This is a genomic window from Streptomyces sp. NPDC045695, assembly GCF_056432025.1.
The window spans coordinates 1-12,681 of record NZ_JBWKJU010000008.1 but is presented as its reverse complement, the minus strand read 5'-3'; the positions used below and the strand labels follow the sequence as shown (position 1 = coordinate 12,681).

Sequence of the window (12,681 nt, the reverse complement as noted above, 5' to 3'; positions counted from 1 at the left end):
CAGTACGCGCAGTACGCGCAGTACGTCCAGTACCTCAGACCTCGTAGACCGCGCCCGCGTACGCCAGGTCCACCCGGCCGCCGTAGACCGCCCGGGCATCGGCGAGGTTCTGCGCGGGGTCCGTCCACGGGGGGATGTGGGTGAGGACGAGCCGGCCGACGTTGCCCCCGCGCGCGTACTCGCCGGCCTCGCGGCCGTTGAGGTGGAGGTCCGGGATGTCCTCCTTGCCGTGCGTGAAGGAGGCCTCGCAGAGGAAGAGGTCGGTGCCGTCGGCGAGCTGCGCCAGCTCGGGGCAGGCACCGGTGTCCCCGGAGTACGTGAGCGAGCGGCCGCCGTGCTCGATGCGGATGCCGTACGACTCGACGGGGTGGGCGACCCGCTCGGTGCGGATCTGGAAGGGGCCGATCTCGAAGGTCCCGGGCTTGAGCGTGCGGAATTCGAAGACCTCGCTCATCGAGCGCTCGTCGGGGACGTCGTCGTAGGCCGTGGTCAGGCGCCGCTCGGTGCCCTCGGGTCCGAAGACGGGGATGGTGCCGCAGCGGCCGCCCTCGTGCCGGTAGAAACGGGCGACGAAGTACGCGCACATGTCGATGCAGTGATCGGCGTGCAGGTGGCTCAGGAAGATCGCGTCGAGGTCGTAGAGACCGCAGTGGCGCTGCAGGTCGCCGAGGGCGCCGTTGCCCATGTCGAGGAGCAGCCGGAAGCCGTCGGCCTCGACGAGGTAGCTCGAACAGGCCGATTCCGCGGAGGGGAACGACCCCGAACAGCCGACGACGGTGAGCTTCATGGAGCGTGAACCTCCGAGGACGGTCCGTGGACGGGATGCGGGCCGTGCGTGGAGTCGAGCGTAAGGCGCGAAACGTCGGGTCGCTCCTCCGCGGCGGGCCGTTGTGGGGGGAATCACCTGTGGTGTCACCCGTCGGAGCGAAGCGCGTACGGGCGTTGCCGTGCGCGGGGCCGGGGCGTGGCCGTGCCGGGGCGTGGCCGCGCGGCTACGGTCGAAGCATGGACACGTCCTGGTGGCCCGCGCTGGCCGCCGCCGTGGCCGTGGCGCTGGTGGTGCTGGCCTCCGGGGCGCGGCTCGGGCTGCCGCGCCGGGCGGCGCCGGAGCAGGGGGCCGGTCCGCCGCCGCGGCCGCGGGCGGGCGAGTTGTGGGCTCTGGCCGACGGCCGCACGTGCCTGGTGCTGGCGGTGGGAGCGGTACGGGGGCACCGCGCGCGGGTCGCGTGGATCACCGGGAAGTACGACGACCGGCGCGCCGGGGTGATCCCGCTGCCCCCGGGGACGGTCGGGGCGCAGGGCCGGGCGAGCTTCCTGGAGGCGGACCGGCCGGTGGAGGTGTCGCTGTGGGAATTCCGGACGCGGGTGGGGATGCTGGACCCGGCGGTGTGGGACGAGGTCAAGGGCCTGGGAGGCGGACGGTGATCCGGTTGCGACGCGTGTACGACCCGCCGGAGCCCGAGGCGGACGGCGTACGGGTCCTGGTGGACCGGCTCTGGCCGCGGGGCCTGTCGAAGGAGGCGGCCGCGGTGGAGGAGTGGCCGAAGGCCGTAGCTCCCTCGACGGAGCTGCGCAAGTGGTTCCACGGGGGCGGCTCCGCCGCGGAGTTCCGCGCGCGGTACGAGGCGGAGCTGGCGCAGCCGGAGGCCGCGGCGGAGCTGACCCGCCTGCGGGGGCTGGCGGGGGCCGGGCCGGTGACGCTGCTGACTGCCGTCAAGGACCCGGCGTCCAGCCACGCCGCGGTGCTGGCGGAGCTGCTGGGCGGCTAGCCGCCTGGGCGCTGGCCGCGCCGGCCCGTGGGGCTCCGCCCCAGACCCCGCGCCTCAATCGCCGGCGAGGCTGAAAGACCGGGGCTCCGCCCCGCACCCCGCTCCTCAAACGCCGGAGGGGCTGGAAGTGCGGCGAGCAACCCCGCAGGGGGCGACGTACGGGCTACGCCCAGAGTTGGCCCTGGAGGGCCTCGATGGCCTCTTCCGTCGTCGCGGCCGTGTAGACGCCCGTCGAGAGGTACTTCCAGCCGCCGTCGGCCACGACGAAGACGATGTCCGCCGACTCGCCCGCTGCCACCGCCTTGCGGCCGACGCCGATCGCCGCGTGCAGGGCGGCTCCCGTGGAGACGCCCGCGAAGATGCCCTCCAGCTGGAGCAGCTCGCGGGTGCGGGTGACCGCGTCCGCGGAGCCCACCGAGAAGCGGGTGGTGAGCACGGAGGCGTCGTACAGCTCCGGGACGAAGCCCTCGTCGAGGTTGCGCAGGCCGTAGACGAGGTCGTCGTACCGCGGCTCGGCGGCCACGATCTTCACGCCGGGCACGTGCTCGCGCAGGTAGCGGCCGACGCCCATCAGGGTGCCGGTGGTGCCGAGGCCCGCCACGAAGTGGGTGATCGACGGGAGGTCGGTGAGGATCTCCGGGCCGGTGGTCGCGTAGTGCGCGCCGGCGTTGTCCGGGTTGCCGTACTGGTAGAGCATCACCCAGTCGGGGTGCTCGGCCGCCAGTTCCTTGGCCACCCGGACCGCGGTGTTCGAACCGCCCGCGGCCGGCGACGGGATGATCTCGGCTCCCCACATGGCCAGCAGGTCGCGCCGCTCCTGGCTGGTGTTCTCCGGCATCACGCACACGATGCGGTAGCCCTTGAGCTTGGCCGCCATCGCCAGTGAGATGCCGGTGTTGCCCGAGGTGGGTTCCAGGATGGTGCAGCCGGGGTACAGCCGGCCGTCTTTCTCCGCCTGCTCGACCATGTGGAGCGCGGGGCGGTCCTTGATCGAGCCGGTCGGGTTGCGGTCCTCCAGCTTCGCCCAGATGCGGACGTCGTCCGAGGGCGACAGCCGGGGCAGCCGGACCAGCGGCGTGTTGCCGACCGCGGCCAGCGGGGAGTCGTAACGCATCAGGCAGCGCCGCCGGCCACGGCCGGGAGGATGGTGACGTTGTCGCCGTCCTTGAGGGCGGTGGAGATGCCGTCGAGGAAGCGGACGTCCTCGTCGTTGAGGTAGACGTTCACGAAGCGGCGCAGCTGGCCGTTGGCTGCCTCGTCGACGAGTCGCTCGCGGATGCCCTTGTGGCGGCTCTCCAGGTCGGTGAAGAGGTCGGCGAGGGTGGCGCCTTCACCGGTCACGGCCTTCTCGCCGTTGGTGTAGGTGCGGAGGATGGTGGGGATGCGGACCTCGATGGCCATGGCTGGGCTCCAGTCGTCAGGGCGTAAGCAGTAAGCAGCGGTGAGCAGAGGGTGAGACGTGAGGGCGCGGGGTTCGTCGGCCCTCCTCGCGGGAGGGTTCTGGTGCTCAGGCAGCAGGACAGATGGCGCTGGCGAGGCGGCACAGGTCGACGTGCAGCCGCGCCACGAGCAGCAGCCTGCCGGGCGTCTCGATGCTCACGTCGGGGGAAACCATGCGGTCATGTTAACGATTCCCGGTCCCCGGTTTGGAGTGTGATCCCGCATCGTGGACGTCGAGCGACCGCATGGTGGTCAGTAGGCCTCGACGACCTGCACTTCTTCCTCGGTGATCTCGCCGTCGACGATCCGGTACGAGCGGAACTGGAACTCGCCGAGGCCGTCCTTGTCCGCCGTGGACACCAGGACGTAGTGCGCGCCGGGCTCGTTCGCGTACGTGACGTCCGTGCGCGAGGGGTAGGCCTGGGTCGCGGTGTGCGAGTGGTAGACGATCACCGGCTCCTCGTCGCGGTCGTCCATGTCGCGGTAGAGCGTGAGCAGGTCCTTGGAGTCGAACTCGTAGAACGTGGGCGAGCGGGCCGCGTTGAGCATCGGGATGAACCGCTCGGGCCGGCCGGTGCCCGCCGGGCCGGCCACGACTCCGCACGCCTCGTCGGGGTGGTCCTGACGGGCGTGCTCGACGATCTGGTCATACAGGGCCTGGGTGAGGGTCAGCATGAGCGACAGGATAAACAGACGGGCCCTTCCGTACCGAGGAGTGGTACGAAAGGGCCCGCATGCTGGATACGACGGTGCTACGAGGCCTTGCTGAAGGCCGCGCCGCGCGGGTCGCGGGACTTCAGGACGAGGTAGGACACGCCCAGGATCAGACCCCACAGCGGGGCGCAGTACAGCGAGACGCGGGAGTCCTTGTCGGCGCCCATCATGACGATGACCATGCCGATGAAGAGCAGCGCGAACCAGCTCGTGTACGGGGCGCCGGGGGCCTTGAACGGGGAGTGCGGCAGTTCGCCGCGGTCGGCCTTGGCCCGGTAGCGGATCTGGCAGACGAGGATCATGATCCAGGCCCACATGCCGGAGATGGTGGCGAAGGAGACGACGTAGTCGAAGGCCTTGCCCGGGGCGACGTAGTTGATCCAGACGCCCACCAGCATCAGCGCGGCGGAGACGGTGGTGCCGATCAGCGGGGTGCCGCTCTTGGTGAGCTTGGCGAAGACCTTCGGGCCCTGGCCGTTGAGCGCGAGGTCGCGCAGCATGCGGCCGGTGGAGTACATGCCCGAGTTGCAGGAGGACAGGGCGGCGGTCAGCACGACGAAGTTGACGATGGCGGCGCCGACGCCGAGGCCCATGCGCTCGAAGGCGGCGACGAAGGGCGAGACGCCCGGCTGGAAGTGCGTCCACGGGACGACCGACAGGATCATGATCAGCGCGCCGACGTAGAAGACGGCGATGCGCCACGGCACGGTGTTGATGGCCTTGGGCAGGGTCTTCTCGGGGTCCTTGGACTCGCCGGCGGTGACGCCGACCAGCTCGACGGCGAGGAAGGCGAACATGACGATCTGCAGGGTCATCAGCGTGCCGCCGATGCCCTTGGGGAAGAAGCCGCCGTCGTTCCACAGGTTGGAGACGGTGGCGGTGTCGGCCGCGTCGGAGAAGCCGATGGTGAGGATGCCGGCGCAGATCAGGATCATGCCGACGATGGCGGTGACCTTGACCATGGAGAACCAGAACTCCAGCTCACCGAAGAGCTTCACGGAGATCAGGTTGGCGGCGTAGAGGATGACCGTGAAGATCAGCGCGTAGGCCCACTGCGGGAAGCTGTCGTGGGTCCAGTACGCCATGTACTGGGCGGCCGCGGTGACCTCGGTGATGCCGGTGACCACCCAGAACAGCCAGTAGGTCCAGCCGGTGACGTATCCCCAGAACGGGCCCAGGAACTCGCGGGCGTAGTCCGAGAAGGAGCCGGAGACGGGGCGGTACATGAGCAGCTCGCCCAGGGCCCGCATGATGAAGAAGATGACCAGGCCCGCGATGGCGTAGGCCAGGATCAGGCTCGGGCCGGCCTTGGAGATCGCCTTGCCGGCGCCCAGGAACAGGCCGGTGCCGATGGCTCCGCCGATCGCGATCATCTGGATCTGGCGGGCGCCGAGCGTGCGGTGGTAGCCCTCGCCGCCTTCGCCCGTGCCCTGAGTGCCCTCGCCGGGCGTCTTGCCGTGCTGCTCGACCTGCACTGAGGTCATGTCTGGTGCGCCTTTCTCCACGCCGACCCGCGCCTTCACTGGCTGCGGATCGGGTCCTCGATCCCCCCGGATACGGATGGAGTTGCACGCCGGCGGTCAGCCGGTTCAAGCGAGCCGGGAGACATGGGTGGCGTCCCGTCGGCGGTCGTGAAGATTTATCACGGGCCGACGACCGCGGGAGGGGGAGAAATGTGGCGCGGGGCACCAAAAATTCAGGACAAAAGCCTACGGAAGGGTCAGATCACCGCATGGCGGTGATCTGATCGTTATCCGGATTTGAGCGTCCGCTGAGCGAACGGAGTCCCGCCTTGAGGATCTCCAGAGGGTTCACCGGCGCGTCTCAGAGCGTTTCGATGAGCGTCTCCTGGAGGCCACCCAGCCACAGGTACGCCATCACCATCGGTTTGCGCGGATCGTCGTCCGGCAGCCTGAACAGCGCCGCGCTCTCGTCGTCCTCGGTGATGTCCAGGCGCGCCGCGATGGTCAGGCGCAGGTCGTTGAGCGCGCCGAGCCAGCGCAGCGGCAGCTCCCCGGTCAGTTCCAGCACCGCCGCCCCGTCACCGGCCGGGGTGAGCGCGTCGAGGCTGCGTACGACGGCCAGCGCGTCCTCCCGCTTGCGGGTGCGCAGGTCGGTCTCGGTGAAGCGGCGGAACTCCGCCGAGCGGGCCGCCAGCTCGGCCGGGTCCACTCCCTCGTCGCCAGCACCCTCGGGTGCCCCGTAGGCGTCGGGGAAGAGCCGGGCCAGCGCCGGGTCCGACGGGGGCTCGGAGGGGCCCTCGGCGAAGAGCGCGGCGAGCGGGTCGGCGTCCTCGGGGGGCTCCGGCTCGCCGGGGCCGATCAGCTCCAGCATCTGGACGGCCAGGGAACGCAGGATCGAGATCTCGATCTCGTCGAGCGCGATGGCGGCGCCGCCGCCCTTGAGTGCCTCGAAGGTCCCGCCGCCCATCAGGTGCGGTCCTGCGAGAGGGTCGCCCACAGGCCGTAGCCGTGCATGGCCTGCACGTCGCGCTCCATTTCCTCGCGGGTGCCGCTGGACACGACCGCCCGCCCCTTGTGGTGGACATCGAGCATCAGCTTGTGCGCCACGTCCTTCGAGTAGCCGAAGTAGGCCTGGAACACGTACGCCACGTAGCTCATGAGGTTGACCGGGTCGTTGTGCACCAGGGTCACCCAGGGGACGTCGGGTTCGGGGACGGCGAAGGTCTCTTCGGCCGATTCGGTGCGTTCGGTCTCAACGGGAGCAACACTCACTTGTCCCATGCTGCCACCGTGACGGCCCAGTCGCACAAACGGGACCCACATCTCGTCACTTTGACGAGATGTGCGCTAGCATCCGTCGCATGAACCCTGCGGACCTGGGCCTGCCGGTGGACGTGCCGTCGACAGCGCTCTTCACGGACCATTACGAGCTCACGATGTTGCAGGCCGCGCTGGCCAACGGCACCGCCGACCGCCGCTCGGTCTTCGAGGTCTTCACCCGGCGACTGCCCGAGGGGCGCCGCTACGGGGTCGTCGCGGGGACCGGGCGGGTGCTGGACGCGGTGGAGAACTTCCGCTTCGACGGCGCCGTGCTGGAGTTCCTGCGCGAGCGGGCCGTCGTCGACATGCGGACCCTGGACTGGCTGGCCTCGTACCGCTTCTCCGGCGACATCTGGGGCTACCCGGAGGGCGAGGTCTACTTCCCCGGGTCGCCGATCCTGCGCGTCGAGGGCAGCTTCGCCGAGTGCGTGCTGCTGGAGACGGTGATCCTGTCGATCCTCAACCACGACTCCGCGATCGCGGCGGCCGCCTCCCGGATGTCCTCCGCGGCCGGCGAGCGCCCGCTGATCGAGATGGGCGCGCGCCGCACCCACGAGCTGGCGGCGGTGGCCGCCTCGCGGGCCGCGTACGTCGGCGGCTTCTCCTCCACCTCGGACCTGGCGGCCGGTTTCCGGTACGGGATCCCGACGGTCGGTACGAGCGCGCACGCCTTCACGCTGATCCACGACAGCGAGCGGGACGCCTTCACCGCGCAGGTGGACTCCCTGGGCCGGGGCACCACCCTGCTGGTGGACACCTACGACGTGGCCGAGGCGGTCCGGACGGCCGTCGAGGTCGCCGGGACGGAGCTGGGCGCGGTCCGGATCGACTCCGGCGACCTGCTGCTGGTGGCCCACCGGGTGCGGCAGCAGCTGGACGAGCTGGGAGCCACGGCCACGAGGATCGTGGTGACCTCCGACCTGGACGAGTACGCCATCGCCTCGCTGGCGGCGGCGCCGGTGGACGCGTACGGGGTGGGCACGCAGCTGGTGACGGGCAGCGGGCACCCGACGTGCTCGATGGTCTACAAGCTGGTGGCGCGGGCCGGCTCGGCCGATCCCAAGGCGGCGCTGGCGCCGGTGGCGAAGAAGTCCTCGGGCGGCAAGACCTCCATCGGCGGCCGCAAGTGGGCCGCGCGGCGGCGCGACTCCGACGGGGTCGCGGAGGCGGAGGTCGTGGGCGTGGGCCCGGTCCCCGTGGGGCTGGCCGACGCGCAGCTGCTGGTCGAGCTGGTCAAGGGCGGCGAGGTCGTCGCCCGCGAGCCGCTCCAGGCCGCGCGGGACCGTCACCGCGCCGCCCGCGCCGGGCTCCCCCTGTCGGCGACGCAGCTCTCGCGCGGCGAGGCCGTGATCCCGACCGAGTACGCGTAGCCGGCCGGATTATTTCAGCCCCGCCGGCGTTTGAGGCGCGGGGGTCCGGGGGCAGAGCCCCCAGCACGTGGCCCGCGCCGCCGCAGCGCACCCCAGCCCGGCCCCCACCGTTCACACCGCCAAGCCGAAGGGCACGCGAAATGCACCGCGCACTGATCGTCGTCGACGTACAGAACGACTTCTGCGAAGGCGGCAGCCTCGCGGTCGCGGGCGGAGCCGACGTCGCCGCCGCCGTCACCGAGTACATCGGCCAGGCCACGCCCGCCTACCGGCACGTCGTCGCCACCCGTGACCACCACGTCGACCCCGGGTCGCACTTCGCGCACCCCCCGGCCGAGCCGGACTACGAGACGAGCTGGCCCGTCCACTGCGTCGCCGGGACGGAGGGGGTGGGCTTCCACCCGAACTTCGCCCCGGCCGTGGCCTCGGGGGCCGTCGCCGCCGTCTTCGACAAGGGCGCGTACGAGGCCGCGTACAGCGGTTTCGAGGGCGCCGACGAGAACGGGGCGACGCTCGCCCAGTGGCTGCGGGACCGGTACGTCACCGAGGTGGACGTCGTCGGGATCGCCACCGACCACTGCGTACGGGCCACCGCCCTGGACGCCGCCCGCGAGGGCTTCGCCACCCGCGTCCTGCTGGACCTGACGGCCGGGGTGGCGCCGCAGACGACCGCACGGGCCCTGGAGGAGCTCCGGGCGGCCGGAGTGAGCCTGGTGGGCCAGGCGGGGCGCAGGAAGCCCCAGGACGGCAGCGAGGGCCAGGAGGGGCAGAAGGGCCCGGACGGCCAGGGGCCCTTCTAGCCCTCCTAGTCCTCCTAGTCCTCCTAGACGTCCCCTACGTGCCCAGGAGGGCCCGGATGGGGTGCCACAGCTCCTGCGCCCGGTCGGGGGCCCCGCGCCACAGCAGCCCGTCCGGGTGGTGCAGGACGGCCGTGACCTCGTCCGGGGTCGGCGGCTGCGCGTTGCCCCGCAGGTACACCGCCCGCATCCCGAGGTTCCGCAGCCTGGTCAGGGCGCGGGCCCGGTTCGCGGCGTGCACCAGCACGCGGACGTTTCCATACTCTCCGGCCGGCCGCGGCAGTGTGAGCGCGACCACCACACTGCCGCCCGGCAACCTGACGAAACCTCCACCTGGCATGGCTGTCATCTCCCCCGTCAATAAGAAACTCGTACCGCGCATCTAAACGCGATCGGCCGCCGCCCGCTAGAGGGCGACGGCCGATCATGTTTTGACCTGCGGTTTTACCGAATTACTTCGAGGAGGGGCCAACCTCGACGGTCATGACCTCACCGTCGTAGGTCTCCTTCAGGATCTTGATCTTGGTGTTGGTGTCAGTGACCTTCACCGATCCGGTCGGGTTCTCGTCGTAGTAGTACTTGCCCTTGTGGTCGTCGAAGACCAGCTGGGCGGGCTTCGGCTTCAGGAAGAGCGCCTCACCGTTCTTGTGCAGGGTGATCGCATCCGTCGAGTACGCGCTGAACGCGGCGTCGTACGGCTGGACCTTGTTGCGCAGCAGGGTGCCGTCCGCCCACTTCATGGGCTTGGCGTTGGCGTCGATCGGGAGGATCAGACCCTGGCCCGGGTGCTGGCTGGTGTTGTTGTCCTTCTGGGAGGTGTCCCACTGCCAGATCAGCAGACCGTCCTGGTACGCGTAGTGCTCGACCCAGTCCGGACGGGTGTTGCCGAAGCCGAAGTTGTACGGGCCGACCTTGAGGGTCTTGTCGTACGAGACGTAACGGCGGTTCTCGGCCAGGTAGTACTGCGCGTACTCCTTGGTGAAGCTGCCACCGATGCGCGAGAAGCCCTTGCCGGTCCAGCCGTTGTCGCCGTTCTCGGCGCCGTCGGTGAACAGCGCGGAGCCGTCCGCGGTCAGGGTGACGGCGTCGGCGGTGAAGCCCTTGCCGCCCGCGCCGCCGTCCGTCTGGTAGCGGAAGCGGAGGTCGATCTTCTTGCCCGCGTAGGCGTCGAGCGGGAAGTTCAGCGACTTCCAGGCCCCCGAGACACCGGTCAGCGACGGGCTGCCGGAGGCGTCGGCCGGGATGGCCGTGCCGTCGGCGGTGCCGGCCAGAGCGGTCCAGGTGGCGCCGCCGTCCGTGGACACCTCGGTGTAGAGGTAGTCGTAGTCGGCCTCGATGTCCCACCAGCCCTTGAGGGACAGCGCGGCGGAGGACTTGCCCGTCAGGTCGACCGACCGGGTCAGGGTGTTCTTGAGGTCGTCACCCATGTTGCTCCACCACTGGGCGGCGCCCTCGGCGGGAGCGACGACGTCGGTCTTGACCTGCTTCTTGGGCAGCTCGACGACCAGCGCCTGCTTGTCCTTGGTGTTGAACTCCGAGACGCCCAGCTTGTGGGTGGACTTCGTCGCGGCCTTGGCCGTGTCGTAGTTCAGCCAGCCCAGCTGGAGCTTGTCCCAGGCGGTCATGTCGCCCGGGAGGTCGCCTATGGAGTCCTTGCCGGTGCCGAGCCAGGAGCCGGCCGACATCAGGGACCAGAAGCCGACCGAGTTCTCGCCGCCACCGGAGGTGTCGTAGAGGTCCGGCAGACCGAGGTCGTGACCGTACTCGTGCGCGAAGACACCGAGGCCGCCGTTCTCGGGCTGCATCGTGTAGTCGCCGACCCAGATGCCGGTGTCACCGATCTGGGTGCCGCCGGCCTTGTTGTTCTCCGGGCCGGTCTTGCCCGCCGCGGTGCCGTAGGCGTACCAGCGGTGCGCCCACAGCGCGGTCGTGCCCTGCACGCCGCCGCCGGCCGACTCGTCCTCGCCCGCGTGGACGATCTGGAAGTGGTCGATGTAGCCGTCGGGCTCGTTGAAGTTGCCGTCGCCGTCGAAGTCGTAGCGGTCCCACTGGTCGTACTGGGCCAGCTGCGCCTTGATCTGCGCGTCGGTCTTCCCGGCCTTCTTCTGGGCCTCCGTCCACGCGGTGACGCCGTCCTTGACGGTGTCCCACACGTTGGAGCAGTTGGTCTGGCCGCAGTAGTTGGAGCCGTAACGGCCCTCGTTGTACGGGACCTTGACCCAGTCGGCGACCTCGCCCTCGACCGAGTAGCGGCCCGAGGAGGTCTTCTCGTAGTACGTCTTCAGGGAGTCCTTGCCCTCGCCGGAGGCGAAGTAGAGGTCCTGGAAGTAGTCGCGGCTGAAGTCCTTGCGCCAGGCGGTGCTGTTGTCCTTGGCGCGGTCCGGCTCCGCGATCGTGTTGTGCAGCGGACCGGGGGTGCCGCCGTACTTCGGAACGGCCGGCTTGGGGCCGGGGCCGTCCGGGTCGAACATGGTCGTGTTGTCGACCTGGTCGCCGAACTCGACGAGGATCGTGAAGATCTTGTCGGTCTTCTCGCGGCCGAGCTCGACGTACTTCTTGTCGTCGAGCTTGACGACCTTGGAGGCGCCGCGCTGCTCGACGTTCTTCTTGCCCTGGAGGACCTGGTCCAGAGCGGCCTCGCGCTGCGCGGCCTGCTGCTCGCTGAACGGGCCCTTCAGGTCGTGCTCGACCACCTTGGAAGGCGCGGTCGGGTCCTGACGGTCAGCTGCGGGGGCGGTCGGGCCCCGGTCCTCGGCCTGGGCGGCCGAGACGGTGAAGAAGGTTGCGGTGGTCGCGCACGCGGCCATGGTCACGGTGACGGCGGCAGCACGGATCGCACGCCGTCTGGCGGAGTTGCTGGTCACTTGATGTCGTTCCCCTCCCGCGGCCGCAAAGTAGGTCGGAACTTCTCCATAGGAGCGGGGGGTTCCGCGCGGCGCGCGTCTCAAGTGACGACATTTGACCGGAGAGACGCGAGAAAAGACAGACCTTGACTTGACCCTTACAACTGCACTATGCGGTCCGGCAGTTCCGCTATCCGGACGTTCCACGGCCATACGGGGCGAAGTACACGTCCCGGCGGCTCGTGAAGTCCGTCCCGTCCCCTTTCTCCCCCTCCCCGAGGGCGCGAAAATGACCCCGTGCGCCCCCCGTGCTCCGGCACCGTGTGTTAGGTCACGCTTACCGGCGGTCCCTCTCGGGCATCCCCGTCATAGAGTCACTTGACGCGCGAACTAGTTGAGCCGACTCCCCCTCCCCTCCCTGAGGACGGATATCGCCATGCCGCGTCCGACTGCCGCACAGCTCGCCTACGGCTCCGTCACGGTCGTCGTGTCGACGATCGCCATGCTGCTGCTCTCGCAGACGAGCACGGGGCTGGGGGTCGCGGTCATCTCCGCCGCCGCGCTCGCCCTCGGTCTGCTCGTCGCCCTCACCGTGCCCGCCCCCAAGCGCCGCGGCCGCCACGCGGCCGGTACGGACACGAGGCCGGCCCCGGACACCACCACCGCCCGGGCGTCCGACCCCCGGCCCGCCGAATCGGAACACTCCGTCCACCACTGAGACTTCGGCGGCGCACGGCCCTGCGCGGACGGCCTCCCCGGAGGGACGGCCGCCCGCGCGTCGCGCATTTTCAGGGCCCAGGCCGTCTCTTTCGGATTTTGTCGGTTAAGTCCGCGTCGTCCGGTGCCGTGCATCGCAAGGCGGAGGGGCGCCCGAGTACTGGACGTACTCGGGCGCCCCGACAACGCGGCGAGGTGCGGTGCCGGGCGACACGGGCCCGACAAGATCCGAAAGAGACGGCCTAGGG

The 12,681-nt window shown here is 70.2% G+C and carries 15 protein-coding genes; 5 read left to right on the top strand and 10 right to left on the bottom strand.

Features of this window, described 5'->3' with window-relative positions; genetic code table 11:
- Window positions 1–34 precede the first annotated feature (34 nt).
- Window positions 35–787, bottom strand: coding sequence for an MBL fold metallo-hydrolase (locus AC07DU_RS16110; protein ID WP_360900510.1), 753 nt, complete (start codon window positions 785–787; stop codon window positions 35–37).
- Between the two features lie 218 nt (window positions 788–1,005).
- Between AC07DU_RS16110 and AC07DU_RS16105 the strand changes: the two genes are divergently transcribed.
- Window positions 1,006–1,425 carry a hypothetical protein gene (locus AC07DU_RS16105; protein WP_479035707.1) on the top strand — a complete coding sequence of 140 codons (420 nt, stop codon included), beginning with the start codon at window positions 1,006–1,008 and terminating at the stop codon, window positions 1,423–1,425.
- Window positions 1,422–1,769: a DUF488 domain-containing protein gene (locus tag AC07DU_RS16100; RefSeq protein ID WP_479111904.1), complete on the top strand. Its 348-nt coding sequence runs from the start codon at window positions 1,422–1,424 to the stop codon at window positions 1,767–1,769. Before AC07DU_RS16105 ends, AC07DU_RS16100 begins: the two co-directional genes overlap by 4 nt.
- Window positions 1,770–1,932: 163 nt before the next feature.
- Here AC07DU_RS16100 and AC07DU_RS16095 read toward each other — a convergent pair whose 3' ends face one another.
- The 7 genes from AC07DU_RS16095 to clpS form a co-directional block, all read right to left on the bottom strand.
- On the bottom strand, window positions 1,933–2,883 hold the full coding sequence (locus tag AC07DU_RS16095; protein WP_453374933.1) for a PLP-dependent cysteine synthase family protein: 951 nt from the start codon (window positions 2,881–2,883) through the stop codon (window positions 1,933–1,935).
- The gene (locus AC07DU_RS16090) at window positions 2,883–3,170 is read right to left on the bottom strand and encodes a MoaD/ThiS family protein (protein WP_479111902.1); all 288 of its coding nucleotides are present in this window, start codon (window positions 3,168–3,170) and stop codon (window positions 2,883–2,885) included. The genes AC07DU_RS16095 and AC07DU_RS16090 overlap by 1 nt, the downstream gene beginning before the upstream one ends.
- Before the next feature lie 106 nt (window positions 3,171–3,276).
- Window positions 3,277–3,384, bottom strand: a complete 108-nt coding sequence (locus tag AC07DU_RS16085; RefSeq protein ID WP_327168163.1) for a putative leader peptide — start codon at window positions 3,382–3,384, stop codon at window positions 3,277–3,279.
- Between the two features lie 77 nt (window positions 3,385–3,461).
- Window positions 3,462–3,884 (bottom strand): M67 family metallopeptidase, encoded by a 423-nt coding sequence (locus tag AC07DU_RS16080; RefSeq protein ID WP_360900526.1) that lies wholly within the window; start codon window positions 3,882–3,884, stop codon window positions 3,462–3,464.
- Window positions 3,885–3,961: 77 nt separating this feature from the next.
- Entirely contained in the window at window positions 3,962–5,407 is a 1,446-nt protein-coding gene (locus AC07DU_RS16075) for an amino acid permease (RefSeq protein ID WP_453374932.1), read from the bottom strand.
- Between the two features lie 340 nt (window positions 5,408–5,747).
- Window positions 5,748–6,353 (bottom strand): DUF2017 domain-containing protein, encoded by a 606-nt coding sequence (locus AC07DU_RS16070; RefSeq protein WP_479111900.1) that lies wholly within the window; start codon window positions 6,351–6,353, stop codon window positions 5,748–5,750.
- Entirely contained in the window at window positions 6,353–6,667 is a 315-nt protein-coding gene (gene clpS, locus AC07DU_RS16065; protein ID WP_479111898.1) for an ATP-dependent Clp protease adapter ClpS, read from the bottom strand. Before clpS ends, AC07DU_RS16070 begins: the two co-directional genes overlap by 1 nt.
- Window positions 6,668–6,747: 80 nt before the next feature.
- Between clpS and AC07DU_RS16060 the strand changes: the two genes are divergently transcribed.
- A complete protein-coding gene (locus AC07DU_RS16060) occupies window positions 6,748–8,076 on the top strand; it encodes a nicotinate phosphoribosyltransferase (RefSeq protein WP_479111896.1) in 1,329 nt (442 codons plus the stop codon).
- Between the two features lie 140 nt (window positions 8,077–8,216).
- Window positions 8,217–8,876, top strand: a complete 660-nt coding sequence (locus AC07DU_RS16055) for an isochorismatase family protein (protein ID WP_479111894.1) — start codon at window positions 8,217–8,219, stop codon at window positions 8,874–8,876.
- A 34-nt stretch (window positions 8,877–8,910) separates the two neighbouring features.
- On the opposite strand, the gene AC07DU_RS16050 is transcribed toward AC07DU_RS16055, so the two are convergent.
- Window positions 8,911–9,213, bottom strand: a complete 303-nt coding sequence (locus AC07DU_RS16050; protein WP_360900541.1) for a hypothetical protein — start codon at window positions 9,211–9,213, stop codon at window positions 8,911–8,913.
- Between the two features lie 112 nt (window positions 9,214–9,325).
- Window positions 9,326–11,680, bottom strand: a complete 2,355-nt coding sequence (locus AC07DU_RS16045; protein WP_360900556.1) for an immune inhibitor A domain-containing protein — start codon at window positions 11,678–11,680, stop codon at window positions 9,326–9,328.
- A 472-nt stretch (window positions 11,681–12,152) separates the two neighbouring features.
- Here AC07DU_RS16045 and AC07DU_RS16040 point away from each other — a divergent pair, with 472 nt between their 5' ends.
- Window positions 12,153–12,434, top strand: coding sequence for a hypothetical protein (locus AC07DU_RS16040; protein WP_479035720.1), 282 nt, complete (start codon window positions 12,153–12,155; stop codon window positions 12,432–12,434).
- Window positions 12,435–12,681 lie beyond the last annotated feature (247 nt).